The sequence below is a fragment of the Streptomyces griseofuscus genome, from assembly GCF_014673495.1.
Taxonomy (GTDB): Bacteria; Actinomycetota; Actinomycetes; order Streptomycetales; family Streptomycetaceae; genus Streptomyces; species Streptomyces murinus.
The window spans coordinates 8,505,655-8,531,995 of the sequence record NZ_CP051006.1; the positions used below are offsets into that span (position 1 = coordinate 8,505,655).

Here is a 26,341-nt window from a genome sequence, read left to right on the forward strand (position 1 = left end):
CGCTGGCCGTCGGGCCTCTACACAAGGAGACGATGCAGTTGTCGGAGCAAGAGACGGTCGCATCTTCAGCGCGCGCGTTGACCGGCTTTCTGACGCGCCGCCGGGAGCAGATCGCTCAGCGATGGGCCGACGTCCCGCTCTTCCGGTCGGTGTTCACCGTCTCGCGCGACGAAGCCGTGGAAGCGTGCAAGTCGGTCGTGGACGCCCTTGCCGTCGTGGCGTCGACCGGGCGGCTCGAGGACATCGAGGCCCCCGGGTTCGACACCGTCCGCGAGCAACTGGGCAGCATGTCCGGATCCCGCAGCCGCATCGGTTTGAGCCCGGCCCGGATCGCCGAGGAGGTGGCTGCCCTGCGTCCGTCGGTGGCCGAGCTGCTCCGGGCGGAATTCCCGGACCCCGCCGCCACGGAGGCCACCGAGGGGCTGCTGGACCTGACGATCCTCATGGGCACCCTGCGACTGGTGACGATGCAGACGGCGCTCAGCGCGGGGGAGGAGCTGATCGCGCGACAGAGGCAGCAGTTGCACGAGGTGGCCACCCCGGTGATCAACCTGTGGGAGGGCATCGTCGCGGTGCCGCTGATCGGCACGCTGGACAGCGCACGCAGTCAGGTCGTCATGGAGTCGCTGCTGCAGAGCATCGTCACGCAGCGTGCGCGATACGTCATCCTGGACATCACCGGCGTTCCCACGGTCGACTCGCTCGTGGCACAGCACCTGATGAAGACGGTCGCCGCCGCCCGCCTGATGGGCGCCGACTGCGTAGTCTCCGGCATCCGTCCGGCTACCGCGCAGACCATCGTCCAACTCGGCATCGACCTGGGTTCCGTCCTCACCCGTGCCTCGCTCGCCGACGCCTTGGCCTACGCCCTCCGCCACCAGGACATCGACGTGTCCGCGAGGGCGAGCCTGCGGTGACCGCGAGCATCCCGGACCGCGCGACAGCGGTGCCGGTCCTGGCGCTGGGGCAGACGCTGCTGGTCAGTGTCCAAGGGGAGTTGTACGACACCCTGGCCGAGCAGCTCCAGCACGACATCACCCTCCGCGTCGCCGACAGCGAGGTCTCCGGCGTGATCATCGACATCTCCGGAGTGGAGATCGTCGACTCCTACCTGGGACGCGTACTGGCCGAGATCGCCGCGGGCGCGCGTCTGATGGCGGCTCGCACCGTGCTGGCCGGCATGCGGCCCGACGTGGCGATCACACTGGTCGAGCTGGGCCTGACCCTGCCCGGCCTGATCACCGCCCTCGACGTGGAATGCGCGCTGGAACTCCTCGCGCGGCCATCGGCGCCGAACGGCTCCGGTCTGCCCGAGAGGGCGGCGTGATGGCGGCCCGCGACCCCGCCATGACGATACGCGTGCCGATCCGCTCGGACGCGGACCTCTCCTGGGTAAGACAGCAGGTACGTCGGCGCGCGGCCGAACTCGCCTTCGGACTCGTCCAGCAGACGAAACTGGTCACCGCGGCCAGCGAACTGGCCCGCAACACCCTGGTCTACGGAGGCGGCGGGCACATGGAGATCACTTCGCTGGGGCACGGCGGGACCGATGGCCTGTGCCTCTCCTTCGTCGACGACGGTCCGGGAATTCGCGATGTCCGGCTCGCCATGACCGACGGGTACACCACGGGCGACGGTCTCGGGCTCGGCCTGAGCGGCGCCCGACGCCTGGTGGACGAATTCACGATCGACACCGAACCCGGCCGGGGCACCGCCGTCACCGTCATCACCTGGGCCGCAGATCTGCCCGTGGCCGAGCGGGCGGTGCGATGACGCGCGTCTGGGACATCCCGGTGCACGACTCCACCCGCGTACGGGATGTTCGGGTAGCGGCCGAGGCGGCGTGCCTCCTCGCGGGCATCGACCCGCACCGCACCGCGCTGGCCGCTCTGGCCGCCACCGAACTGGCCACCAACCTGCTCAAGCACGCCGGGGGCGGCCGCATGGTGATCGGTCTCGTCGACCATCCGCCGCAGGGGGCGCGCGCCGCGGCGGTCCAGCTCACCGCCCTCGACCACGGCCCCGGCATCGCCGACGTCAACGCCGCGATGCGTGACGGCCACAGCACCAGCGACGCGTCTCTGGGTGCCGGTCTGGGGACGTGCCTGCGCATTTCCAGCGCCTTCGACCTCTACAGCACACACCGGGGCACCGTCGCCGTCTCCCGTATCGGCCAGGACGACAAGGAAAAGGCCCGGTCAGACGTCCGGACGGGCGGGATCAACGTTGCGCGCGCCCATGACGAGCACTCGGGGGACGCCTACTGCTGGACACGCTCCGGTGCCCGGGTGACGGTCATGCTCGCCGACGGCCTCGGCCACGGAGGCAAGGCCGCGGACGCCTCCCACACCGCGGTCGGCGAGCTGTACCGCGCCGCACATCTGCCGGTCGCCGAGATCCTGCGCCGGATGCACCTCGCCCTGCGACCCACCCGCGGGGCGGCCGTCGCCGTCGCCCAGCTCGACACGGACGGTGGGGAACTGACCTTCGCCGGGGTCGGCGACATCGGCGCCCGGCTCTACACGGAGGGCTCATGGGAGCACCTCGTCTCCCACCCCGGCATAGTCGGCGCCCAATTGCCTGTGGCGGTGCCCGTACGGTGCCTGACCTGGAGGCCGGACAGTCTGCTTGTCCTGCACAGCGACGGCTTGCCCAGCCGCTGGGTGCCGCCTGAGGACGGCGACCTCCTCGCCCGCGACCCGGCGGTGGTGGCCGCGACCATCCTGCGGGACGCCAGCAGCCCTGCCAGCCCCACCCACGACGACACCTGCGTGGCCGTCCTCGCCGGGGACACGGCCGATCGGCGCCCGTGACCGCCCCGACGACCGCGCGCCGCGCCGTCGCGGCACGCACCACCACCCTGGCCGCGCTCGCGGCCGCTCCGCCCTGATTCCCCGCTGATTCCTCCGCGCGGCGTCGCCGGCGTCTCGGTGGCCGGGGTTCGGAAATCCACCCCCAGCCGTCCGGCAGCCCGGCCGGGCCGTACCGGGCGGGGCCCGATGGGGAGGCCACCCCGGCCCGGCGGCCTGGGACGACGACTGAGCGGAGGCCGTCCTCCTGGCGGACGGGCAGACCGCGGCGACCCCGGCGAGGCTGGACATGAGGGAGCGGCCGCTCGCCTGCACCGCGACGGACGCCGCCTGGCAGCCAGGGCGTGGAGCGCCCTGCCCGCAGGTTCCACCTGGGAGCCGAACCGCCCTGCCCCGCCCCGGGCGCCCTCGACGAGCCACGTCCGGAAGATCTCGAAGAGCGCGCCGAGCCGCTGCCCGAGCCGGTGGGCACGGCTGCGCACGCACCGACGACGTCCGCCCGGCCGCGGAGCGGAACCCGCTCGTGCCGCGATATCGTGAAGGCCACATGGGGAGGGTGGAGGCCGTGAATACCGCTGAACCGTTTTCGTCCGCGGAGAGCCGACTGCGGGCCGTACCGCCCCACGCACTGGTCGCCACCGCCGCCTCCCTCCTGGCCGAGGATTTCGGTGCCGAGGACGTCACCCTGCTTCTCGCCGACTACGGCCTGACCGTGCTTCAGCCGATCACGCACCTGCCGCACACCAGTGATCCGGTCTCGGCGCACGACGGACCGGCCGGTACCGCGTTCACCACGCAGACGCCGGTGGTCGAGGTCGTCGCCGGCACCACGGCGGAACGTGTGCACCTGCCCATCACCGTCCGAGGTGACCGGCTCGGCATCCTGTCCGTCGGCGTACCCGCCGCCTACGCCGACCCGGCAGCCATCTTGAGGCTCGTCGAGTTCGCCACCGCTCTGGGTCACGAGATCGCCGTCGCGGGCCGGGACACCGACCTGTATCTGCAGGCTCGCCGTACCCGCCGCCTCACCCTCGCCGCCGAGATGCAGTGGCAGCTCCTGCCGGGACGGGGCTGCGCCCGCCGGGAGTACACCATCGGCGCGCACCTGGAGCCCGCCTACGCCGTCGGCGGTGACAACTTCGACTGGTCCACCAGCGCCGACCACCTCGACCTCACCGTGACCGACGGCATGGGCCAGGGCATCGACGCCTCCCTGCTCACGAACCTCGCCGTGAGCGCGCTGCGCAACGCCCGCCGTGCCGGCCTCACCCTCGCCGACCAGGCCGCCCTCGCGGACCAGGCCGTCTACGCCCAGTACGGCGGCAAGGTGTACGCCGCCACGCTGCTCCTCCGCTTCGACCTGGACACCGGGATCGTGCACGCCGTCGACGCCGGTTCTCCCCAGCTCTACCGCCTGCGCGACACCGGCATCGAACTGATCGAACTGGAAGCGCAGCTCCCGCTCGGCATGTTCGAAGAGACTCCGTACGAGGAGCAGACCTTCGAGGTGGCACCGGGCGATCGTCTGGTCGCCATCAGCACCGGTGTGCACGGCACCCGCTCAGCCACCGGAGACGTCTTCGGGGAACGCGCCCTGAGACAGATTTTGAGCGCGACACGGCAGACCCCTCCGCACGAGACGGCACGCGCGGTCGTCGCCGGACTGATCGAACACTTCGGCAGCAAGGACCTCGTCTCGGATGCGGCGGTGATCTGCGCCGACTGGACGGGCAGGGGCATCGACACGGCACGTCCGATCTCCACAGGCGCCTGACCCCGAGCTCGTCATCATGCGTCGGGCGTCCCTCCCGGAGGTGATGTCATACCGCTGAGAGCGGCGAGAAACGCCTTCATGCCGCGGCTCAGCGCCGACCGTTCCGCCGGCTCCATGGCCGCGAGGGCGGCCGCCAGTGCCTGGGCACGCCGCGCCGCCACGTCGCCCAGCACCCGGTGGCCCTGCACGGTGAGACGAAGACGGACCTCACGGCGCTTCTCCGGGTGCAGCGCACGGTCCAGCAGACCCGCGGCCTCCAGCCGGTCGCACAGCCGGCTCGCCGTGGGGAGCCCGATGTCCAGCCGCTCGGCCAGCGCGGTGAGATTCAGCTCTCGGGTCGCATCAAGTGCACGCAGGGCCCGCAACTGGTGCGGGGACAGGCGCAGGGCCGCTTCCTGAGCGGCAAGTGACCACAGGTCAGCGAGACTCTCCACGGCGTCGGCGATCTCCAGCGCAACGGCGTCCGGGCGAGTGTCCGGTCCCTGCACATGATCGCCGCCAGAGTCGTCGAGCCGGGTCACGAGCACATCGCTTTCAGTGAGTTCCGCGTGCTGCCGAGACAATCCTCATGGAATCGCTGTACCCGAAGGCAAGGGGTACACGCAGCCCCCGCTGAGACTGACACCGTCCGTGCACGACGTGCCCCTTTGAGGGTCACGATGTTGACGACCGGCGGCCCAGCACCGGCGATGAAGACGCCGGGAGGCCCTCGGCCGGGCTTGGCCGTCTCCCGCGTGTCGGTCGGGTGCTCCCGGTCGGCCCGGGCGGACATCCGGTCCCGAACGGGGGAGGGGGGTCCCACCCCGGCGCGGGCCCCGAGCCGAGCGTTCATCCTGTTGTCCGACGCCGGGGGTCCCGGGGCGTCCCGTCGGCGACTTCTGGCCGGTGGGCATGGGCGGTGGTCGGGACGGACCTGCTTCAGGGTCTCGACCAGGGCCGCGGCCGGTGGCTCGGTGGGGAGCCCGTGACAAGCAGGGTTCACCCGCCCTCGCCGCGCGTCCTGCTCAGTTCGGCGGTGAATTGCGCACCGGCCAGCAGGGCGAGGTTGGACAACCACAGCCAGATCAGGAAGACCACCGTCCCGGCGAGGGATCCGTACAGACGGCTGTAGGTGCCGAGGAGCGCCGTGTACAGGGTGAAGCCGGCGGAGACGATCAGCCACAGGGCGGCGGCCAGGACACCGCCCGGCAGGCTCTGGCGGCGCCTGCGCGCCGGGCCGGGGCCGGTGTGGAAGACGACCACGACCAGTACGGCGACGAGGCACAGGAGCACCGGCCACCGTGCGATGCTCCAGATGAGGGGGGCGGTGGAGCCCAGGTGCAGCAGTCGGCCGAGTGTCGCGGCGACCGGGCCGGACAGCAGCAGGACAAGACCGCTGACGACGAGCAAGGAGAGCAGGACCAGAGCGGTGAGCACGATCCGGGGGGCTCTGCGCCAGGGCGAGCGGCGATCGGGGGCTCGGTGCATGCGGTGCAGGGCGCGGCGGAAGACGGCGAGGTAGCTGCACGCCGACCACAGCGCGCTCGCGGTTCCGGTGGCGAGCAGTGTCCAGACGGCCGAGTGCTGCGTGAGCATGCTTTCGAGCACGCCGTGGAGCGCGGCGCCGGACTGGCCTGGGGCGTAGTCGGTGACCTGGGTGATGAAGTCCTCTGCGGTGCCGGGGCTGAAGAGCCCGAAGGCGAGAACGGCGACCAGCAGCGTGGGCAGCAGGGCGAGGATCGCGTAGTAGGTCAGTGCGGCCGCGTAGTCGGTGATGTCGTCGTTCCACATCGACACCGGCGTGCGGCGCAGGGCGGGCCACCAGTTGCGGCCGGGCCCCGCGGACATGCGGCAGGCCCTGCGCGGTGGTGCGGGCAAGGGGTCAGGGGACATGAGGCATTCGGTGTGTGCGGTTGCCGAGTCGGACGCGGGTCCGGAGCGGCTTTGGAGGGCGTAGGTGGTGACGGAGCGTCAGGCTCCGTCGATGGAGGTGGCCCGCTCGGTGAGCGCCTGCTCCACGGCGTGCGTGCGCAGTGTGCCTCCAGGCGCGGTCAGCGGCAGCCGGGAGGCCGTACGGGCGGTGGCCGGCCGGCATCCGACGAGCGTCAGGACCGGACCAGCGATCGTCAGCACGCAGCGGTCGACGGTGGTGCGGGGCTGGCTCCTCATCGGCCACCCTCCACGGCGACGAGGCCGGGCTTCCCGGCGGCCGGGGCCGGCGGCGGGGGACCGGCCCTGTCATCTTCAAGCGGGGGGTGCGGCTCGGGCCGCAGCCGGCCGGCGCCTGCCGGGCGGCCGCCATCACCTGCTCAACGGTCACCGTCTCGATGCCGGGCACACTCCCGGCGGTGTCGCGCACCAGGACGACGAGCGCGTCACCCGGGCCGTGCCCGGCCAGCGGCTCCACCAGACGCATCCTTCACCTTCACCTTCGCCGAGTCCGCCGACGGCGGTGTGCTGACGATCCTCATCGTCCCCCCACCGGCATCGTCGTGCTGAAGATCCACGGAAGCCGGGCGACCGCGTCCGTGCGGGCTCCCGGCTTCACGTGATCGTCCGACCGGTGGGGCCGGTCAGTGTCCCGGGCCGTCGGCTCCGTAGTGGCCGCTGATCTGGTCCCGGTAGGCGGGATCGCCCAGGTGCGTGTCCTTGTCGAACTCCGGCGCGTTCTTGATCTGTTCCTTGGACCGGGCGACGCTGACGGTCCTCGCCTCGTGGTCGATGAGGGTGATCGTCGCGGCCGGGAGCAGAACCTCCTTACCGAAGATCCACACACCGGTGTCGACGACGATGTACTGCGATCCGACCTCGCTGGAGTGCTTGTCGACCTTGCCGATGTGCCCGTCCCTCGCCTCCACCGTGTAGCCGGTGAGATCGGCGTCGGGGGTGTGGCCCGCCGTGGGGGCGTAGTTCCACATGTTCTCGGTCAACCTGGTCCTCCGCTGGTGCTGTGGACGGGATGCCCGAGCATCCCGTCCTCCGTTTCGAGAGACTTAACCTGTCCGCGCGGCGGATCCGTAAACGCCGTTCCGAAGCGCTCAGTGGCCGCTGGTGTCCCCTTGGCTCCGTACGACCTCCTTCACCTTGGCCACCGCGAACCCCCAGCCCTGCTCGACGGTCGGCTTGGCCGGAACGGCGATCTCGTCCGGATTGGTGAGGACGTCGAGCAGGACCGGGCCCGGAGTGTCGAAGGCCCTTCGCACCGCGCCCTCCACGTCCGAGGGGTCCGTCACCCGGATGCCGGTGATGCCCATGGCCTCGGCCACGGCGGCGAAGTCGGGATTGTCGAGCACGGTGCCGAACTCGGGCAGACCGGCCTGTTCCTGTTCGAGCTTCACCATCCCCAGCCGGCGGTTGTCGAAGACGACGAGCTTGACGGGGAGGCGCTGGGTCTTGAGGGTCATGAGGTCGCCGAGGAGCATGCTCAGTCCACCGTCACCGCAGAAGGCCACGACCTGGCGCTCACGGTCCAGGCACTGCGCGCCCAGGGCCTGCGGCATGGCGTTGGCCATCGAACCGAGGTTGTACGAGCCGATGAGGCGCCGTTCACCGCGCATCTCGACGAAACGGGAGAGCCACACCGTGGCCATGCCCGTGTCGGACGTGAAGACGGCGTCGTCGGCCGCGGCACGGTCCACCGCCGCGGCCAGCACCTCGGGCCTGATGTCATGGGCACGGTTGTCCAGTGCGGAGCGGAGCCGTCCCACGAGGCCCTTGTCGTGATCGGGGTCGGCGAGCCGGGCCTGGCCGGCGCGCCACCGGTCGAAGTGTTCGCGCGCCTTGTCCAGGTGCGAACGGTCACGGGCGCCCACGGTCACCGTGCCGAGGTGCTCCAAGAGGTCGCGTACGGTGGCGCCGGTGTCGCCCACGAGCCCGACGTCGACCGGCACTCGGCGTCCGATGTGGGTGGCCTCGGTGTCGACCTGGATCACCGTCCGGCCCTCGGGATACCAGTCCCGGTAGGGGAAGTCGGTGCCGAGCAGCAGGAGCGTGTCCGCGTCCTGGAGGGCCTCCGCCGCGGCGGGGTTGCCGATCAGACCGGTCTGGCCGACCTGGAACGGGTTGTGATCGCCCTCGAAACCCGCTTTCGCCTTCAGTGTGAGCACCATCGGCGCGGCCAGGCGTTCGGCGAGGGCGAGGACGTCCTCGCGGGCGGCGCGTGCACCCTCCCCGACGAGCAGAGTGACGCGCTCGGACCGGTCGAGGAGTTCCGCGGCGCGCCGGGCGGCCGAACCGTCCGGACGGGTCACCGCAGGGGCCAGGGAGAACCGGGGCGGCCGGTCGTCGGTCAGTTCCCGCTCTCCCAGGTCGCCCGGCACGGTGAGCACGGCGACCCCCTTGCGGCCGATCGCCGTGCGCACCGCGGTCTCCAGCATCTGCGGCAGTTGGTCGGGCGAGGTGATGGTGGCGCGGAAGACGGCCACGTCGCTGAAGAGGGCGTCGTTGTCGACCTCCTGGAAGTAGTCGCTGCCGAGTTCGGCGAGCGGTACCTGGCCGGTGATGGCCAGCACCGGGGCGTGGCTCTTGGCGGCGTCGTACAACCCGTTGAGGAGGTGGACGGAACCGGGTCCGACGGTGCCCATGCACACGCCGAGGGTTCCGGTGAGCTGGGACTGGGCGCTCGCGGCGAAGGCGGCCGCCTCCTCGTGCCGGCAACCCACCCATTCCAGGCTCTCGGTGCCGCGGATGGCGTCGGTCACGGGATTGAGCGCGTCTCCCACCACGCCGAACACCTGACGCACGCCGAGTTCGCTCAGCGCGTCCACGATGACGCGGGCAACAGTACGGGACATGTGGATCCTCCGGGTCAGACGGTGAAACGGTCGGGGTCGGCGGCTGCCCAGTCGGCCGCCCAGGACTCGGGCGGCTCGGCGAGCAACTGTCCCGGCTCCAGCCACTCGTACAGCTCTTCGTAGGAGCGTTCGGTGAGGGGGTCGATGCGGCGGTGGAGCATGTGGGGGCGTAGGTCGGCGGGGTCGGTGACGCCCATGGATGCCATGATCTGAAGGGCGCCGGCCACGGTCGCCTCCTGGAAGCGGTGGACGCGGGGGGTCTTGTCGCGGACGTCCAGGGCGCGGGCGCGGTGGGGGTCCTGGGTGGTGACGCCGGTGGGGCAGGTGTTGGTGTGACAGCGCTGTGCCTGGATGCAGCCGACGGCGAACATCATGGCCCGGGCGGCGTTGGCGTAGTCGGCGCCCTGGACCATGCGTTTGACGAGATCGGTGCCGGTGGCGATCTTGCCGCTCGCACCGATCTTTATCCGGTCGCGCAGGCCCGCCCCCACCAGGGCGTTGTGCACGGTGAGCAGGCCCTCGGTGAGCGGGGTGCCCATGTGGTCGGCGAACTCCAGCGGTGCCGCGCCGGTCCCGCCCTCCGCGCCGTCCACCACGATGAAGTCGGGCGCCGTGCCCTCCTCCAGCATGGCCTTGCACACGGCCAGGAACTGCCGCCGCGAGCCCACGCACAGCTTGAACCCGGCCGGCTTGCCACCGGACAGCTCACGCATGCGGGCGATGAAACGCACCAGTTCACGCGGGGTGGAGAACACCCGGTGGTACGGCGGGGAGACGACCGTACGTCCCTCGGGCACGCCCCGGACCCGGGCGATCTCGGCGTTCACCTTGGCCCCCGGCAGTACACCGCCGATGCCGGGCTTCGCACCCTGGGACAGCTTCAGGGACACGCACTTGACGTGGTCGTGCGCCGCCTTGTCGGCGAACTGTGCCGCGTCGAAGTCCCCGTCCCGGGTACGGCAGCCGAAGTACCCGGTACCGATCTCCCACACCAGGTCACCCCCGGGACGCAGGTGATACTCCGACAGCCCGCCCTCGCCCGTGTCCTGGGCGAAATTCCCCGCCGCGGCCCCGCCGTTCAGCGCCAGGACCGCGTTGGCCGACAACGAGCCGAAACTCATCGCCGACACGTTCAGCAGAGCCATCTCGTACGGCCGGTCGCAGTCCGGGCCGCCGATCCGCACCCGCGGCGCGCTCTTCGGCACCGGGCACGGCGCCATCGACGGCACCAGGAACTCATGACCCGGCCGGTACACATCGCGCTCGGTGCCGAACGGCTCCTCCGCGTCCGTACCCTTGGCCCGCTCGTACACGATGCTGCGCACGTCCCGGTCGAACGGACGGCCGTCGAAGTTCCGCTCGACGAAGTACTGCTGAAGCTCCGGACGCAGGCGCTCCAGCAGGAAGCGGGCGTGGCCGAGCACGGGATAGTTGCGCAGCACCGAATGCCGGCGCTGCGCCAGGTCCCACCCGCCCAGCAGACCCAGGAACAGCAGCGGAAGAGCCAAGAACCACCAGTAGGGCGAGCTTACGACCGCCACCGCGGCGCTCGCGACGGCGACGAACAGGGTCAGGAAGACGATCACAATGCGTGTCACCACTCGCGCATTGCCCGCCAACCGCTCTCCATGCCCTCGGGCCTCCCAAGAACCCGTCATTTCCCTGTGTGGCGAGCGCACGGCTGCCTCGCATGCCGAGTTCGAGGGACAGGACCAGCTCGGTGAGCCGGTGGTGGCGTAGGTCAACGTGCTCACCGGGCCTCCGGGGGGCTCGCCGGACCTCGATGTGGTCACCCCAAGCTCACCCGGATGAGGGGAGAGTGCGATCCGCGAACCGGCCGCGAAGGGCCCATGAGCTGCGAATTTGTCCGCGCGCATGCGATGGACGCCCTGATCTGCGACAACACGGCGGACCTGGCGCACGCTTTCAGGAGGTGGCCATGGCCAAGGCTTCATTCGCCACGAAGTTAGTCAATCCCGGCCTTCTGGGATAGACCCGGGCGGCCCCACGCGCGTCCGGTTCACCCGCCACCGGTGACTTCCTGGACGCGGACCGCGACGTGCGCGAGCTGATCGCAGCGCATGCGCCGGATCAAGGCGGCTGTGAGATGTCGCCACACCAGTGATCCGGATCCGGAACGCGACGGCACCTGTCGTTCCGGCACCGCAAGCCTGACGGGGCGGCCTGGTGATAGAGGGGGCCGATGTCGGCCCGGCACCGTAGCCGAGCGCTGTCCATACCATCGTCCAGAATGCGGCACCGAACGCGTTGGCGGCGGAAAACCGTGCATGCGAGAGGCGGTTGGCTCCGGCGAGCAGGCCGTTGGTCTGGCGCAGCCCGTCCACGAAGCGGGAGACCAGCACGATCGGTATGCCATGGCGCAGGTAAAAGACCTCGGCGCGCGCATAGCGCTGGGGATTGAGGCCGACGTAGCGCCCGTAACGGCCGATCAGAGTGCTGCCCCGGCGGCGGCCGAGCAGGTACGCGGCCTCCGCCGCGGTGGTGGCTGCCGCATCCCACGCAAGTGGCGAGTTCGACTGAGTCCCATCTTTGTTTGCGGACAGTCAAGCCCCGCTCAACATCTCGTCTCGCTCATGACATGTACACAACTCGGGTGCCATTATCGCCTCGCAACCCGCACAAGCGTCACAACTGACAAACCTGCGGGCCCACTTGCTTCCAAGGCGGCCCCAACCCCCCACAAGGAGCCCCGTGACTCCCCTCCACATGCGTCACAAGCGCATCACTCTGGCCATCGCCACCGCTGTTGCCGCAGGCACCCTGCTTTCCACGGGCCTGACCACCAGCGCAGCTGCCGCGGGCAAGGTGGACAACAGGATCGCCGGTGCGCCGGCCGGGCTGTCCACCGCCGCTCACGCCTCGCTCATGCAGCAGGCGGAGGCCACTGCGGCCGGGACCGCAAAGAAGATAGGTCTCGGCGCCAAGGAGAAGTTGGTCGTCAAGGACGTCGTCAAGGACGTCGACGGCACGGTCCACACCCGCTACGAGCGCACCTACGCGGGCCTGCCGGTCCTCGGTGGCGACCTGGTCGTCCACACCGCGAGGTCCGGCAAGACCGAGGGCGTCACCAGAGCGACGAAGGCTGCCATCAAGGTGGCCTCGCTCAAGCCGCAGGTCTCGACCGCCAGGGCTCAGAAACTGGCGATGGCCGCTGCGAAGTCCCTCGGTTCGGCAAAGTCCAGCGCGGACGGCTCACGCAAGGTGATCTGGGCCGGCTCGGGGAAGCCAGTCCTCGCCTACGAGACGGTCGTCGGCGGCTTCCAGGACGACGGCACCCCGAACCAGCTGCACGTGATCACCGACGCGGCCACGGGCAAGAAGCTGTTCCAGTACCAGGGCATCGAGAACGCGACCGGCACCGGCAAGACCCTGTACTCCGGCACGGTCGGCCTGAGCACCACGCAGTCGGGCTCGACGTACCAGCTCACCGACTCCACCCGCGGCGGCCACAAGACGTACAACCTGGCCCGCAGAACATCCGGTACGGGCACCCTGGTGGCCAGTTCGAGCGACGTCTTCGGAACCGGCACCGCCTCCAGTTCCTCCTCCGACCAGACCGCTGCCGCGGATGCCGCATACGGCGCTCAGGAGACCTGGGACTTCTACAAGAACACCTTCGGCCGCAACGGCATCAAGAACAACGGTGTCGGCGCCTACTCACGCGTTCACTACGGAAGTTCGTACGTGAACGCGTTCTGGGACGACAGCTGCTTCTGCATGACGTACGGCGACGGCTCCGGCAACGTCGACCCGCTGACCTCGCTGGACGTGGCCGGCCACGAGATGAGCCACGGCGTCACCTCCAACACCGCCGGCCTCGACTACTCGGGTGAGTCCGGTGGCCTGAACGAGGCGACCAGCGACATCATGGGCACCGGCGTGGAGTTCTACGCGAACAACGCGTCCGACAAGGGTGACTACCTCATCGGCGAGAAGATCAACATCAACGGCGACGGCACCCCGCTGCGCTACATGGACCAGCCCAGCAAGGACGGCGCATCGGCGGACTACTGGTCCTCGGACGTCGGTGATCTGGACGTCCACTACTCCTCCGGCGTGGCGAACCACTTCTTCTACCTCCTCTCGGAGGGCAGCGGCGCCAAGACCATCAACGGCGTCTCCTACGACTCGCCGACCTACGACGGTTCCACCGTCACCGGCATCAGCCGGGCCAAGGCGCTGCAGATCTGGTACAAGGCGCTCACCGAGTACTTCACGTCCACGACCGATTACGCGGCCGCCCGTCAAGGCACTCTGCAGGCGGCGGCGGACCTCTATGGCTCCGCCAGCGACGAATACAACGCCGTGGCGGCTGCCTGGTCCGCCGTCAACGTGAACTGAGGCATCCGGGGGTCAGGTCGGCATCCCCAGGGCCCGGACGCCGACCTGGCGCTCACCCGATGTACTCCCGGGCGCGGCCGGCCCCGCAGACGTGGGCCGGCCGCGCAGCGCACGTCATGCCCCGACCTGCTGCCGGACCCGCCGGTTCCAGCCCAGCGTCTTAGGGCCTCTCGTTTGGATCATGCCGGGCTGATCCGGCCTGATCCAAACGAAAGACCCTAGGGCCGGCCGCCGAGCCGGCTGCTCGGCGGCTCCGGATCCGATCGATTCCTGCCGGGGTCCGTTCTGTTCGTTCCCCGAACGTCGTGCGGGTCCTGTGGTCAGACCTGAGCCAGACCACCGTCGACGAAGAACTCCCCGCCTGTGCTGAAGGAACTCTCGTCGCCGGCCAGGAAGAGCGCGAGGGCGGCGACCTCGTCCGTACGCCCCATCCGGCCGAGCGGGACCTGGGTGGTGAAGCTGTCCGTCAGTCGTCGGCGGGCCGCAGGGTTGTCACCCGCGAGACCGAGGATGCCAGGAGTCTCGATCGGACCGGGGCTCACGGCGTTGACGCGGATACCGCGCTCAGCCAGTTCCGCGGCCCAGGAGCGGGCGAGACTGCGGATGGCCGCCTTCGTCGCGCTGTAGACGCTCATGGCGGGCACGCCCTTGGAGGCGTTGGTGGAGGACAGCAGGATGATCGAGCCTCCCCGGTCCAGCAGCGGCAGCGCCTTCTGGGCGGTGAAGACGATGCCTTTGACGTTGATCGCGAAGGTACGGTCGTAGTCCTCCTCGGTGATGTCCCCCAGTCGTGCCAGTTCACCGCCGCCCGCGTTGGCGACGAGGATGTCCAGACGGCCCGAGCGGTCATGGATCTCGGTGAAGAGGCGGTCGATGTCGTCGAGGTCGGACACGTCACCGCGGACCGGGACGGCCCTGTCGCCGAGCTGTTCGGCCGCGGCCTTCAGCTCGTTCTCGCGGCGGCCGGTGATGTAGACGGTCGCGCCCTCCTTGACGAAGCGTTCGGCTATGCCGAGACCGATACCGGTCGAGGCACCGGTGACGAGGGCGATCTTGTTGTCGAGCTGTCCCATGGTTCCGCTCCTTGTAACTGTGACGGTTACATCTATGGGCGACGCCGGGTCTCCCGTACGCCGCATGGTCGCGGCCCGCCGTCAGCGCGCGGCGAGAACGCCGCGCAGGACGTCGGCCAGGCTCGACGCGGCAAGCTCCTGCCGCACCGCGGCCTCCGCACGGTCGTACACCTCCCCGAGGGAGGGCTGGATTCCCCGGCCGACCGGACACTCCTGATTGGGCAGGGCGCGGTGCATGGCGAACAGGGGCCCCGACTCGACGGCGTCGTACACCTCCAGGAGGCTGATCCGCGCCGGGTCATGGACCAGGGCCCAGCCCGCGCCCGCGCCTCGCCGGGAGGAGACGAGGCCGGCCTTGCGCAGGTCGCCGAGCAGGCGCCGGATCACAACCGGATTGGTGTTCACGCTCTCGGAGATCTGCTCGGACGTGGCCACCGTGCCGCCCTGGCGCCGGTACAGCTCCATCCATACGAGCACATGGGCCGCGACCGTCAGTCGGCTGTTGGCACTCACCCGTACCACCTCCTAGATGTAACCGTAACAGTTACATCGGCGCTGTGCGCGCTCCGAGCCGTTTCCGTCGGCGCGGACGGAGGGGCTCTCATACCCATGTCACGCCGTAATCGCGTCCTCGCCGGCCAGGAACGGGCGCAGCAGCGCGAGGAGGGCGTGCGGTCGGTGCAGCGGGATGATGTGGCCGCAGTCCTCGATGACGTGTCCGGTGAGGTCGTCGGTGACCGGGCGGAGCTGGTTCTCCAGCGCGGTGCCGACGGGCCAGGCCCCCAGCGCCATGGTCGGCACGGTCAGACGGGTGGTGGTGAGGGCCCGCTCGATCTGCAGTGCGCTCTCGGGCAGGGCCCGGTAGTACGAGAACGCCCGGCTCAGCGCATCCCTGCCGGTGTACGCGCGGACGAAGGCATCCCGGATGGCGGGTGGCACTCCGTCGCCGAGCGTGCCGGTGTGCAGGAACCAGTCGACGTAGGCGGCCTCATGGCCTTGCAGCACGGTCTCGGCGAGTCCGGGCGCGGCGGCGTGGAAGCCGAACCACCACGGCGGCCCGTCGGCAAGGAAGTCCTCGGCGCCGGGCAGCCGGCCCAGCAGGGACTCCATGACGACCAGGCGCCGGACGAGACCGGGGTGACGCAGGGCGAGAAGGAAGGCCGGTGGGGTGCCCGCGTCGATCCCGACGACCGCGGCCCGGGACACGCCGAGCGCGGTGAGAAGGGCGGTGGCGTCGTCGGCCAGGGTTCCGGCGTCGTATCCGGAGGTGGCCCCGCCGCTCGCACCGAAGCCGCGCAGGTCCGGCGCGATGACGCGGTAGCGGTCGGACAAGTCGGCCATGATGTCCGTCCACAGCTCCCAGGTGTGCGGAAAGCCGTGCAGCAGTAGGACGGCCGGGCCCGATCCGGCGAGGGCGACGTTCAGTTCGACGCCGTTGACAGGGATGCGCCGCAGCTCAGGCACGGGAGGACTCCAGGGCAGTGAGGAATGGTGACAAGGTCACGTTAGGGAACTACCCTGGGCCGTCCAAGACGGCACTTTTCCCTCAGGTGGTGAGCTCCGGGTGACCACATCGAGGTCCGATGGACCCGGTCAGCGGTCCGGTGCGCGCGGTGATCTGCTGGATCCACGCTGCCCGACCCGCCGGCTGCTCGACCGTGTCGGCACCAAGTGGACGTCGATGGTGGTCAAGGTGCTGGCCGAGGCGGAACCCGGCGAGCTCCGCTTCGCGGAACTGAGGCGCCGTATTCCGGGCATCTCACAGAAGATGCTGTCGGTCACGTTGCAGAGCCTCGCTCGTGACGGCCTGGTCGCGCGCCGGGTCGAACCCACCGTGCCGCCCGCCGTCCACTATCGGCTCACCGAGCTCGGCATGTCCCTCGAAGGGCCACTTTCCGCGCTGCGGGTGTGGGCCGAGACGCACATGCCGGAGATCGACCGGAGTAACCAGCTCTTTGAAGCCCGGCAGACGTGGCGGGAAGAGCCGCCGGCCCTAGGTTGATGACGGGGGCGAGTACGGCCATCTCGTAGCGGACTGCCGGATCGGTCGCGTCGTGCGGCAACGGCGCTGCGCCTCTCGGCAGTTGGCCCCGCACCCCGCGCCGCGATCCGCACACCGCCGCCGGTGGGCTTGAGGCCCCCCGGAGTCGGTCTCGCCCGGGCCACGTAGAACGGTTGTACCGCTGCGGCCGCGCGGCGCATGTGGAATCAGGTTTCGGGGGGAGTACTACCCGGGTGCTCGGGGTCAGCTGGCGCGGAAGGCGGCGGCGCGGACGGGAACCGCGCACCTTCGGACACGTCAGCCTTCCCGGGTCCACGACGTCGACACGGCCCATGCCGGCGTAGCCGGCCTCGTCGGGAACGGCGTCCTGTACGCCCTGGCCCCGGGCCAGGGGTTCCTCGCCCCCCGTGAAGTCGGCGATGTCATCCACACCTACGTCGTGCTGCGCCGACCCGCGGAGTGGTTCGACGCTGTCGACTTGATGACGGCATCGGGGCCCGGTGCGTGGGTCATCGGCGTACGCCGCGTGCGGCGATGGTGTGGTGGGCGGGGCGAGCGTCCGGTCGCAAGCACGACCTGCCGATCTCGGACGGCTCCGCTCAGCGGCTGCACACGGCCTTCATGATCTCAGCACCACTCCAAAGGAACAGCCACGATCCGACCTTGCCTTCCTCAAGTCACCAGCATTCCAGAGCGACTTGAGCCGCACGTCGTAGACACAGTCGACGTGTTGACACCGCTTTCCGGGCCTCGACTGTCGGCATGTGGGGGAGGGGAGGTGGACGCGGGGGCGCACGACTTCGGGCCGTCCCGCCCCCAACCGCTGCATGCTCGGGCAGGACCGGTCGGCGAGGCCGTCGGACGCTCGGGACGTCCCTCGCGACCAGAAACGGGCCGAGCAGGGAGACGTTCTACCGGCGGACCGCCGAGATCAGTCCGCCCGGCCCCTCCTCGTGCTGCGGCGGAGTGCTGATGGGGCGGCCGTAGGCGGCGGCGCGCTCGCGCAGGGTGTGGCTGTCGGCCTCCCAGCCGTATCCGGCCAGCCAGCCCACCGGATCGTCGGGCATCTCCGAGACCCACATGGAAGCCGCCGATCCCGGCGCGGCGTCCGCGCCGAAGCGCTCGATCACACCCCGCGAGCCCAAGGTCAGCCCCATCCGGCTGCCCGCCGCCGACTGCGCGCTGATCCGGGCCAGCAGCAACTCCACGGCGTCCTCGGGCAGATAGATCAGCAGACCTTCGGCGATCCACACGGTCGGTACCGCCGGGTCGTGCCCCGCGGCCACCAGCGCGCCCGGCCAGTCCTCCCGCAGATCCACCGGGACGGTGATCCGCTCGCAGCGTGCGACGGCCTGCTCCTGGCGCAGCACCGAAGCCTTGAAGTCCAGTGGCGCGGCGGTGTCGACCTCGAAGAGCCGGGTGCCCGCGGGCCAGTCCATCCGGAAGGCCCGGCTGTCCATACCGGCGCCGAGCAGCACGACCTGCCGTATCCCGGACGCGGAGGCCTGTCGCAGCAGATCGTCGAGGAACTTCGTCCTGATGACGATGGAGAACGCGACACCCAGCCGACGCCGTCGCGCGGCCTCGTCACCGGGCAGCGTCGGCACGGAGGGCCCCAGACCACCGGCCGTGGCGAATGCCTGTGCGAGCGGGTCGCGGAACAGCGCGTTCTCCCGCTCGGTCTCCAGCGCCCGCACCCTGGCCACCCCAACCGCCGTGGCCCACACTCCGGACGGCTGCACGTGCTCATGCTTCTGTTCATCGGTCACAGCGCCAGCCTATGGGCTGTGCCTGGGAGCTGATCCTGAACGCGGCTTCTGCGCCCCGTCGGTACGGAGGCCACCCTCCCACCCGGACCGGACGCCTCGGCCCGCCGAACGGAGCCATCTGGCAACTGCCCAGGTCAGCTACGGTGAACCCATGACCGAAGCCCTGCCTGCCGACGTTGCCCACGTGCTGGACGCCATTCTGAGCATGGGGAACGACCCGGGGTTCGCACTCTTTCCGCAGACGCGGCATCTCCGGGTGCAGACGCGCTGTGCGTGCGGCTGCGGTTCCGCGGACTTCAGCATCGACGCGGGTGCCGTCGCTCCTGTCCCTGCGATCACGGGCACGCGAGTGGTGGCTGAGATGGAACTGTTCGGCGCGGGTGGAGAGACCGTCGGCGAGGTACTGGTGTTCGTCACGGACGGGTATCTGTCGCGGCTTGAGGTCTGCTCGTGGAGCGACGAACTTCGGACACTGCCCGACGCACACCGAATTCTGTGCCCATGCGACCGATGAACGGTCAAACGCCCCGCGCGGAGGTCTGTCGCACCAGGACAATGGCGCAACCGGACCGGCGCTGGGCACGCGGATCTCCCAACGCTCGTGCACCGCGAGTCCGTTCTTCGTGTCGAACAAAGCGGTACGGCCCGGGGGAGTGGGGTACCCCGGGCCTGTGGCTGTCCGCCGCCGGTTACAGCCCGACCGGGTTGATGTAGGTACCCGGGTGGGTGGCGCCGTCCTGCTTGAGGATCTGGCCGCCGAACGGCCACTTCAGGGTGAAGTGCGTCGTCTCGTTCGGCGGGGTGACGAGGAACTTCGCCGGGACGAACTTCTCCTTCGGGGCCGTGGACTTGGCGACGGGGAGCAGCGTGATGCTGAAGTCGACCGTGCTGCCCTGCTGGAGGGTCATCTTCGGGGGCTTCTTGGCGGAGCGCGCCAGGGACCAGGTGCCGTCGGTCTTCTGGGCGCCGACCATGTCGACACCGGCGAAGCCCGCCAGGGTGCAGGCGTGCTTGCTCTTGTTGGTGAACCAGATGAACGCCTGGGTCTGCTTCTTGGTCTGCCCCATCTCCGGCGTTGCGTCGCCCCCCGTGGCGAAGCCGGCCTTCAGATCGGCGGTGTGGCAGCGGGCCGGAGCGGCGGGGGCGGCCGAGGCCGGGACGGCGGCAGCGGCGGTGCCGGCGACGACAACGGCTGCCAGAGCCACGGCGGTCAGCTTGTGCTTCATGAAAATTCGGTCCCCTTCGACTACGAATCGGCGCGCGAGGTCAATGCGCGCCTGCACACCTGAAGATGCACGAAGACCGGGGAAGGTTCGGTGGGGGAGGAGAGTCCTTCACGGCCGAGGGGCGCTCATCGCCGCCGCCCCATGGTCACTCGGTCCCGCCGATGAGCGGACACGTCCGCCGGCCCCCGGGGGAAACCCGTTGCGAGCGACCCGTATCGGATGTCTGATAGGGCGGCCACTGACTGGGGAGGGAAACATGAGGATGCCGCTGCCGCCCCCCTCGTTGCACACCGCTCGTCTTCGACTACGTGCCTTCGAAGACGCCGATGTGGACGATCTCTTCGCCCTGCAGAGCAACGCTCACATCTTGCGTTACTGGGACTCGCCACCGTGGACCGAACGCTCGCGCGCCGAGAAGTTCATCGCTTCCTGCCGGCGTATGGAACAGGAGGGCACGGGGGCACGGTTGGCCGTCGATCGTGTCTGCGACGGGGCGTTCATCGGCTGGTGCACCCTGAACAGTTGGAATCCGGACTTCCGCAGCGCGTCGCTCGGCTACTGCTACGACGACGCGGCCTGGGGCCAGGGCTATGCGACCGAGGCGGCGCGTGCGCTGCTGGACTGGGCGTTCGACACGCTGGACCTGAATCGCGTCCAGGCCGAGGCCGATACGCGCAACACGGCTTCCGCCCGCGTACTGGAGAAGCTCGGCTTCCTGCGCGAGGGGACGTTGCGGGAGGACTGCGTCGTCAACGGCGACGTATCCGACTCGTGGGTCTACGGGCTGCTCCGACGCGAGTGGCAGCCGTCGTCGGAGCCGGTTCCCACCCACTGACTCCCGGACTGTGCGGTCTCAACCGCCTCGACGGCTGCTGACCTGCAGGGAACCCATTGCCTCGTCGTCGGCGGCCCTACGCGTGTACGGGACGTGGGTGCGGCGAGAGCCGCGCCGAACGCGGCCGTGCGCACGGCGTTACATATGCGGTGGTTCACGGGGGGCCTTCATGTGCTGCCGCAGTCGTCCGCCACCTGGTTCTCGCGGACGGCGACCAACTGCCAGTGGATGACGCCGGTTGTCATCTCGGCGGGAACGGCCACGGCGGAGTCGCTGGCGAGGTCGAGGATCCGTCCCCAGCCGCGTTCCTTCATCCCGGGCAGGTAGGCGCGGACGAGGCGGACGGCGGACAGGACGTTGACCTCGAAGTGGCGGCGCCATTCGGCGTCGTCGAGCGCAGGCACGGCCCGCAGCACATCGGCGGCGCCCCGCTCGGTCGCGAGGTCACCCGCGGCGCCGGTGACGTCCTCGCTGCCGGAGCCGGCGCGTACGGTGCGCACGGCGTCGGCGACGCGTTCCTCCCCGCGGCCGTTGACGACGACGCGGGCGCCCGCGCGGGCGAGTCCGGTGGCGATGGCGAGGCCGATGCCCTGGGCGGAGCCGGTGACCAGGGCGGTGCGGCGGGGGGTGTTGCGGAGAGGGCAGGATTCGAACCTGCGTGGACCTGTAAGGTCCGACTTCGGGCTGCTGCCCTGGTCCCCGATAAGCCGCTCCGGGCACCTCTCCTCGTGTTCGGCCTGTGCTGTAGCGCCGTTCACGAGTACTACCGTGCCAGAACCCGCTGACACGCCCCTGACCGCCTGCTGACCGGCCCACCCGGCACCGAAGGCGCATGACGTACGACGCCCCGGGTTCACGCGAGCACGCCCGTCCCCGTCACCACCGTCCGAACGCCCCAACCGGCATAAGGCGCGCGGGTGATCGAGCCTCTGTGCCTCCAACGACCCCGAGGTCAAGCGCCCGTCCGCACTCTCCCGCGAGGCGTTTCGCCGCCGCGGCAGCGCTGAGCGGCCTCGTCTTCGTCGGCCTCAGCGTCGACATTCGTACTCGAAGCCCTGGCCGCGTTCCTCATCGTCCTGCTTGTCAGCATCGTCGCGCCGGCCCCGGACCCCGCCGCGGCGTGCTGGCCGCCTTCCTCCTCCTCTAACGCCGCCGCGAGCGCGGTCTCGACCTCAGGGCCGCCCGCAGCGGCCGCGGCAAGGGCACACTGCACTCCGCCGCGTTCCTCTTCGCGGTCACAGTCGCCGCCGTCGCCGCTGAGTGCTCCTCGTCGAGGTCGAGGTCCCGCGGCGACGCGGACCGCGGGCGGGGCCCGGCGCCGGGCGCCTTCGAGGGCCGGGCGGGGGGCGTCTCAGCCGACGGGGCCGACGAGATCCGGTGCCCGCAGGACGGCGGCCGGGATGCCCCAGGCGTCGACGAGGTCGACGGCGAGGGGACGCACCTTGCGACAGAGCTCGTTCACCTCGCGGCTGATCGCCTTGGACCGCTGGACGGTCAGCCGGCCGTGTTCCATGAACCAGGCGCGGTCGGCTTCGATGGCCGAGAGCGCGAACAGGTCGCACAGCAAGCCGAGGGCGTCCTTTCCGGCGCCCTCGGGAAGAGCACGCACCTTGTCGACGAAGGCTTCCGTGATCAGCCGTTCGACATGGGCCCGGGCGAGGGCGATGACGTGGTCCTGGACGTGCGAGAAGACCGCCCCGGGCGCATCCTGCCGGTCTATACCGCGCTTGATGCGGCGGGCGAGGCCGGCGAGCATGTGCTCCTCGCGGAAGCGGACCATGGCCAGCTGGTACTCGGAGTCGAGGAGTCCGGCCTCCCGGTCCCAGGCGTCACCGCCGGGCAGCAGGTCACGGACGCGTTCCAGGAGTTTGTGCGCCGAGGTCCGCTCGATGACGGTCTCTACGGCGAGGCCGGTGACATAGCGGACCATGCCGAGCTGGTCGAGGTCCTCGAACTCGCTGGCGTGGTCGGTGAGCAGGCCCTTGGCCACGAGCTGCAGGAGCACGTGGTTGTCGCCCTCGAAGGTGGTGAAGACGTCGCTGTCGCGTTTGAGGGCGGCGAAACGGTTCTCGGCGAGGTAGCCGGCGCCGCCGCACGCCTCACGGCACTCCTGGACGACGCCGGTGGCGTGCCAGGTGGCGAGCGCCTTGATGCCGGCGGCCCGCGACTCGAGGCGGCGCCGTGCCTGCGGATCGTTCTCGGCGCCGGAGAAGACCTCGTGCAGCTGGGATCGTACGACGTCCTGGGCGAAGTGCAGCGCGTAGGTGCGGGCGAGGAGGGGGAGCAGGCGACGCTGGTGGAGACCGTAGTCGAGGAGCACCTGCTCCCCGGTGTCCGGGGACGCCTCGAACTGGCGCCGCCGGTCGGCGTACTTGGTGGCCACCGTCAGCGCGACCTTGGCGACGCTGACACCGGCTCCGGCGACGCTGACCCGGCCCTGCACGAGGGTGCCGAGCATGGTGAAGAAGCGCCGGCCGGGGTCCTCGATGGCGCTCTCATAGGTACCTTCCGGGGTGACCCGGGCGAAGCGGTCGAGGAGCGCCTCGCGGGGGACGCGCACACCGTCGAAGCGGATACGGCCGTTGTCGACGCCGTTGAGGCCCATCTTCCGGCCGTCGTCCTCGATGACGACACCGGGCAGGACCCGGCCGTCCGACCGGAGGGGGACGACGAAGGCATGGACACCCTCGGACCGGCCGTCGACCTCCAGCTGGGCGAAGACGACGGCAAGTTCGGCGTGACGGGCGGCGTTGCCGATGTAGTCCTTGCGGGCCTGCTCGTCGGGGGTGGTGAGGACGAACTCCTGGCTCTCTGGGTCGTAGCGGGCGACGGTCCCGAGCGCCTGGACGTTGGAACCGTGACCCGACTCGGTCATCGCGAAGCAGCCCATCAGCTCTCCGGTGACAAGGCGGGGCAGATAGGCCTTGTGGTGGTGACCGGTGCCGAGATGCAGGATGGCTCCGCCGAAGAGCCCGAACTGGACACCGACCTTCACGAGCACGGAGAGGTCGCCGAACGCCAGGGTCTCGAACGCGGCTATCGACGCGCCGACGTCATTCCCGCCCCCGTACGCGGCGGGAAAGCCCATACCGGTCTGACCGGTCGCGGCCAGCTGGACGACGACCTCGCGGACCCTCTCACGGAACGCGTCGATACCGAGCGCTTCGGCCTCGTCGAGGATGCCGGCATGGGCGACCAGGTTGGTCCGGACAAGCTCCCGGATTCCGGCGTACTCACCGTCGAGGACCGCGGTGAGAGACGGGACGTCTATCTCGGGCCGGTGCCGGCCGATGGTGGGGGCGGAGGTGTTCTCGGTGGCCATGCCGCTCCGCTACCCCGAGCCGCGACGATCAACCGGCGCGGCCCCGGCGCCTATGGCGGTCGGCGTGGGGCCCGGGTCCCCGCTCGCCGCAGCAGGGGGCCCGGGTGCCTGCGCCCGGACCGCGGCCGTGCGGGAGGCACCCGCCAACGGCCCCGAGGTCAGCGGGCGTTGAGCGTTTCCGGTGCCGGCTGCGTCGAACCGGTCCAAGGCGGACCATGGTCCAGGGACGGCGAGCGGGCGCGCGCCGGCGCCCACGGCCCCGGCCACGGCCCGCCCCGTGCGACGGCCCGGACACCGCACACCCAACGGCCTGGCACCGGCACACACCGGGCTCCACCCGACCGTTCGGTTGTCAGGAGAAGCGGTCACGGCCGGATCGACGTACGGAGGACCTGAGAGTTCCCTCGTACCTGGTGGCAGGCCCGGTGCCATTTCCCCGCGACCGGGGTGCCGCCGCCGGCCGCCGGGCCCGGCAGCACTGCCGCAGCCCTCGGCATGAAATCGACGTCTTCACCTCGAAGGAGAAGCCGTTGCACGCACGGCGTCGGCACGCACTTCGTTCTCGGAGAGCCCGGTGTGCGCGGCGATGTCCGCGCGGGTGGGTTCGGGAGCGCCGGGGACCTGGGTCACTTCCCTGCGCGCCATCCGGACCCGGTTTCGTAGTTCCTGAACCCGGCGGGGGACGCGCAGCGCCCACAGCCGGTCGCGGAAGCGGGAGGCGATGCGGTGGGCCATGGGCAGCCAGAGAGCGACGAGCTCGTCCCGCAGAACGGGGCGCTCCGGGCCGTCCCTCTGTTCCGCCAGCCGGGTGAATTGCTCAGCCGTGTGCGGGGCGTCATGGTGGACGCGCCGTCCTGGCCCGCTGGTGACGGCGTCGCTGCGGGACGGGCGGCGAGAGAGGGCGAGTTGTTGGTGAGCGCGCGGAATCGCTCCTGAAACGTGTGTTCAGGGCACGACCGGAAAGGGGTGTTCAGCCGTGCGGCCTGATCGGCGGAGTAAGGGTCAAACACACCACTGACAACGTTTGTCGGCGGCCGGTTCTCCACCCAGCCGTTGGGCCGCGGGGCGCGCGGCACCCGCGTGCACGGTGCGCCCCCGCCGCCCGAGAACCCGCGGGAGCGGCTCCGTCGCCATCTGTCCGCCCACAGCGGCGACGGATTGCCGGACGACATCGAGGCGCTCACCCGTCTGCCTCACTGTCAAGGAACCACCACCGACGTGCCGGACGAGCATCGGCCGGTACGGCGCGGGCGTCCGGGTCAGAACGCCGTGTGAGCGAACCAGTGGTCCAGGAGCGCCGTGTCCCCCGACAGGGCGAAGACCGGTTCCCGGCAGGTTCGACGGCCGTACAGCAGCAGCAGGAGGTCCGCGGCGGGACCCCGGACCGCTGCGGAGGCCGCCCGGGCGCTGTTCCTGCCATCTGGCACCGGTCGGAAACCGTCCGGTTCGAGCCGCACCCGCCACTCCTCGCCGGCCGCGCCCCCGGCGTCCGTGCACCCGAACGTGAGGATCTCGCCGTCGCCGCGCAACTCGGTCACTCCGGGAGCGAAGAGCCCCGCGTGCGGCAGGTTGACCAGGAACTCGTCGACGCCGTCCGCCGCCAGCACGGGATCGACACCGGAGTCGCGGCCGACGGAACGCTCCGCGTCCACTCGATGCACCAGCGTCTCGAAGAGCATCCGCCGGGCCCAGAACCGCGCGTGCGGATCGGCGCCCCAGGTCCACATCGCCGCGGCGGGATCGGTGTCGCGCAGCACCGCCGCCACCTCGGGCACGCCCGCCGCCAGCCAGTCGGCGTAGTCCCGTACGTTCTCGGGCAGCCCCAGCTCGACGTCGCGGCTGCGGGGCGCCTCCTGCACCCGCTGGGACAGCAGGGCGCAGAACCAACGCTGCAGGGCTCCGACATGCCGGGTGAGATCGGCGAGCGTCCAGTCGGGGCAGGACGGCACGGCACCGGCCGGGTCGGCGTCCCGCACCGCGTCTGCGAACCGGCGGGTATCCTGCTCGATCGCCTCCCGGTAGGTGTCGTACGGCAGGGGGTGCCTCGCCTGGTTCGTCTTGGTCATCTGCAGCCGCCGTTCTGTGTCGGGCACTCGGTGTCGCGATCAGTGTGGCGGCTGGAGCGCACTCCAAGGCAAACCGGCCCCGGGACCGGCGGGCCGACAGCCCGAAGCAGGCGAGCAGGTCCGCCGCTTCCGCCCTGGCCTGCCGGCGCGCGGACCCGGAACTGCCGGCGCGCCGACCTACATCCTCCATCCCCCGCATGGGCGCCGCACCGGGACGCCCCTGCCCGTGGGGTCGCGGAGATCCGTCCCTACCACCCGGGTCGTAGATCCGGTGCTGACGGCGCGGCCGCACCTTCAGACGCGTGCCAGCCTCTTCGCCGGTGGGCAGAG

The 26,341-nt window shown here is 70.5% G+C and carries 23 protein-coding genes, 1 tRNA gene and 3 pseudogenes; 10 read left to right on the top strand and 17 right to left on the bottom strand.

From position 1 onward, the window contains the following. The first annotated feature begins 32 nt into the window (after nucleotides 1-32). The 5 genes from HEP81_RS38130 to HEP81_RS38150 all read left to right on the top strand — a co-directional run bounded on the left by HEP81_RS38130 (nucleotide 33) and on the right by HEP81_RS38150 (nucleotide 4,584). Nucleotides 33-917: an STAS domain-containing protein gene (locus HEP81_RS38130; protein WP_037662985.1), complete on the top strand. Its 885-nt coding sequence runs from the start codon at nucleotides 33-35 to the stop codon at nucleotides 915-917. Beyond that, nucleotides 914-1,327, top strand: a complete 414-nt coding sequence (locus tag HEP81_RS38135; protein WP_037662984.1) for an STAS domain-containing protein — start codon at nucleotides 914-916, stop codon at nucleotides 1,325-1,327. Before HEP81_RS38130 ends, HEP81_RS38135 begins: the two co-directional genes overlap by 4 nt. Before the next feature lie 20 nt (nucleotides 1,328-1,347). After that, entirely contained in the window at nucleotides 1,348-1,773 is a 426-nt protein-coding gene (locus HEP81_RS38140; protein ID WP_243279741.1) for an anti-sigma regulatory factor, read from the top strand. Then, complete coding sequence (locus HEP81_RS38145; RefSeq protein ID WP_037662978.1) at nucleotides 1,770-2,813, top strand: SpoIIE family protein phosphatase; 1,044 nt, start codon at nucleotides 1,770-1,772, stop codon at nucleotides 2,811-2,813. The genes HEP81_RS38140 and HEP81_RS38145 overlap by 4 nt, the downstream gene beginning before the upstream one ends. A gap of 553 nt (nucleotides 2,814-3,366) precedes the next feature. After that, nucleotides 3,367-4,584, top strand: coding sequence for a PP2C family protein-serine/threonine phosphatase (locus HEP81_RS38150; protein ID WP_037663042.1), 1,218 nt, complete (start codon nucleotides 3,367-3,369; stop codon nucleotides 4,582-4,584). A 14-nt stretch (nucleotides 4,585-4,598) separates the two neighbouring features. Here HEP81_RS38150 and HEP81_RS38155 read toward each other — a convergent pair whose 3' ends face one another. The 6 genes from HEP81_RS38155 to HEP81_RS38180 all read right to left on the bottom strand — a co-directional run bounded on the left by HEP81_RS38155 (nucleotide 4,599) and on the right by HEP81_RS38180 (nucleotide 10,954). Next, entirely contained in the window at nucleotides 4,599-5,105 is a 507-nt protein-coding gene (locus HEP81_RS38155) for a MarR family winged helix-turn-helix transcriptional regulator (protein WP_037663040.1), read from the bottom strand. A 457-nt stretch (nucleotides 5,106-5,562) separates the two neighbouring features. Next, a complete protein-coding gene (locus HEP81_RS38160) occupies nucleotides 5,563-6,456 on the bottom strand; it encodes a YihY/virulence factor BrkB family protein (RefSeq protein WP_037662974.1) in 894 nt (297 codons plus the stop codon). Between the two features lie 78 nt (nucleotides 6,457-6,534). Further along, a complete protein-coding gene (locus HEP81_RS38165) occupies nucleotides 6,535-6,732 on the bottom strand; it encodes a hypothetical protein (protein ID WP_037662972.1) in 198 nt (65 codons plus the stop codon). A 404-nt stretch (nucleotides 6,733-7,136) separates the two neighbouring features. Further along, the gene (locus HEP81_RS38170; RefSeq protein WP_374193187.1) at nucleotides 7,137-7,481 is read right to left on the bottom strand and encodes a PRC-barrel domain containing protein; all 345 of its coding nucleotides are present in this window, start codon (nucleotides 7,479-7,481) and stop codon (nucleotides 7,137-7,139) included. A 120-nt stretch (nucleotides 7,482-7,601) separates the two neighbouring features. Continuing rightward, nucleotides 7,602-9,356 carry a thiamine pyrophosphate-dependent enzyme gene (locus HEP81_RS38175; protein WP_037662968.1) on the bottom strand — a complete coding sequence of 585 codons (1,755 nt, stop codon included), beginning with the start codon at nucleotides 9,354-9,356 and terminating at the stop codon, nucleotides 7,602-7,604. 14 nt (nucleotides 9,357-9,370) lie between these two features. Beyond that, nucleotides 9,371-10,954: an FMN-binding glutamate synthase family protein gene (locus tag HEP81_RS38180; RefSeq protein ID WP_037663038.1), complete on the bottom strand. Its 1,584-nt coding sequence runs from the start codon at nucleotides 10,952-10,954 to the stop codon at nucleotides 9,371-9,373. 219 nt (nucleotides 10,955-11,173) lie between these two features. On the opposite strand from HEP81_RS38180, the pseudogene HEP81_RS41930 reads away from it, so the two are divergent. Continuing rightward, a pseudogene (locus tag HEP81_RS41930) lies at nucleotides 11,174-11,381 on the top strand (hypothetical protein); the annotation flags it as partial. Between the two features lie 206 nt (nucleotides 11,382-11,587). Here the strand turns inward: HEP81_RS41930 and HEP81_RS42815 are convergent. Further along, a pseudogene (locus HEP81_RS42815) lies at nucleotides 11,588-11,920 on the bottom strand (DedA family protein); the annotation flags it as partial. A gap of 148 nt (nucleotides 11,921-12,068) precedes the next feature. Between HEP81_RS42815 and HEP81_RS38190 the strand changes: the two are divergent. Further along, complete coding sequence (locus HEP81_RS38190; RefSeq protein WP_190276076.1) at nucleotides 12,069-13,718, top strand: M4 family metallopeptidase; 1,650 nt, start codon at nucleotides 12,069-12,071, stop codon at nucleotides 13,716-13,718. 320 nt (nucleotides 13,719-14,038) lie between these two features. Here HEP81_RS38190 and HEP81_RS38195 read toward each other — a convergent pair whose 3' ends face one another. The 3 genes from HEP81_RS38195 to HEP81_RS38205 form a co-directional block, all read right to left on the bottom strand. After that, nucleotides 14,039-14,791 carry an SDR family NAD(P)-dependent oxidoreductase gene (locus HEP81_RS38195; RefSeq protein WP_037662965.1) on the bottom strand — a complete coding sequence of 251 codons (753 nt, stop codon included), beginning with the start codon at nucleotides 14,789-14,791 and terminating at the stop codon, nucleotides 14,039-14,041. Nucleotides 14,792-14,872: 81 nt separating this feature from the next. Then, nucleotides 14,873-15,304: an Rrf2 family transcriptional regulator gene (locus HEP81_RS38200; RefSeq protein WP_037662963.1), complete on the bottom strand. Its 432-nt coding sequence runs from the start codon at nucleotides 15,302-15,304 to the stop codon at nucleotides 14,873-14,875. Nucleotides 15,305-15,403: 99 nt separating this feature from the next. Beyond that, entirely contained in the window at nucleotides 15,404-16,255 is an 852-nt protein-coding gene (locus HEP81_RS38205; RefSeq protein WP_078967733.1) for an alpha/beta fold hydrolase, read from the bottom strand. A gap of 100 nt (nucleotides 16,256-16,355) precedes the next feature. Between HEP81_RS38205 and HEP81_RS38210 the strand changes: the two genes are divergently transcribed. Further along, nucleotides 16,356-16,793, top strand: coding sequence for a winged helix-turn-helix transcriptional regulator (locus HEP81_RS38210; protein WP_037662960.1), 438 nt, complete (start codon nucleotides 16,356-16,358; stop codon nucleotides 16,791-16,793). A gap of 911 nt (nucleotides 16,794-17,704) precedes the next feature. Here HEP81_RS38210 and HEP81_RS38215 read toward each other — a convergent pair. Beyond that, nucleotides 17,705-18,520, bottom strand: a complete 816-nt coding sequence (locus HEP81_RS38215) for a class I SAM-dependent methyltransferase (RefSeq protein ID WP_037663035.1) — start codon at nucleotides 18,518-18,520, stop codon at nucleotides 17,705-17,707. A 193-nt stretch (nucleotides 18,521-18,713) separates the two neighbouring features. Between HEP81_RS38215 and HEP81_RS38220 the strand changes: the two genes are divergently transcribed. Continuing rightward, nucleotides 18,714-19,076 (top strand): hypothetical protein, encoded by a 363-nt coding sequence (locus tag HEP81_RS38220; RefSeq protein ID WP_037662959.1) that lies wholly within the window; start codon nucleotides 18,714-18,716, stop codon nucleotides 19,074-19,076. Nucleotides 19,077-19,251: 175 nt separating this feature from the next. On the opposite strand, the gene HEP81_RS38225 is transcribed toward HEP81_RS38220, so the two are convergent. Continuing rightward, entirely contained in the window at nucleotides 19,252-19,788 is a 537-nt protein-coding gene (locus HEP81_RS38225) for a DUF4232 domain-containing protein (protein WP_037662956.1), read from the bottom strand. A gap of 262 nt (nucleotides 19,789-20,050) precedes the next feature. On the opposite strand from HEP81_RS38225, the gene HEP81_RS38230 reads away from it, so the two are divergent. Continuing rightward, nucleotides 20,051-20,623 (top strand): GNAT family N-acetyltransferase, encoded by a 573-nt coding sequence (locus HEP81_RS38230; RefSeq protein ID WP_037662954.1) that lies wholly within the window; start codon nucleotides 20,051-20,053, stop codon nucleotides 20,621-20,623. 167 nt (nucleotides 20,624-20,790) lie between these two features. Here HEP81_RS38230 and HEP81_RS38235 read toward each other — a convergent pair whose 3' ends face one another. The 5 genes and pseudogenes from HEP81_RS38235 to HEP81_RS38255 all read right to left on the bottom strand — a co-directional run bounded on the left by HEP81_RS38235 (nucleotide 20,791) and on the right by HEP81_RS38255 (nucleotide 26,011). Further along, nucleotides 20,791-21,234, bottom strand: coding sequence for an SDR family NAD(P)-dependent oxidoreductase (locus HEP81_RS38235; RefSeq protein ID WP_167739886.1), 444 nt, complete (start codon nucleotides 21,232-21,234; stop codon nucleotides 20,791-20,793). Nucleotides 21,235-21,256: 22 nt separating this feature from the next. Further along, nucleotides 21,257-21,349 (bottom strand) — tRNA-OTHER (locus tag HEP81_RS38240). 625 nt (nucleotides 21,350-21,974) lie between these two features. Continuing rightward, complete coding sequence (locus HEP81_RS38245) at nucleotides 21,975-23,945, bottom strand: acyl-CoA dehydrogenase family protein (RefSeq protein ID WP_037662951.1); 1,971 nt, start codon at nucleotides 23,943-23,945, stop codon at nucleotides 21,975-21,977. A 546-nt stretch (nucleotides 23,946-24,491) separates the two neighbouring features. Then, nucleotides 24,492-24,872, bottom strand: a pseudogene (locus HEP81_RS38250) (B/F/G family RNA polymerase sigma-70 factor); the annotation flags it as partial. Between the two features lie 332 nt (nucleotides 24,873-25,204). After that, on the bottom strand, nucleotides 25,205-26,011 hold the full coding sequence (locus HEP81_RS38255; RefSeq protein WP_037663030.1) for a maleylpyruvate isomerase family mycothiol-dependent enzyme: 807 nt from the start codon (nucleotides 26,009-26,011) through the stop codon (nucleotides 25,205-25,207). Nucleotides 26,012-26,341: the final 330 nt, after the last annotated feature.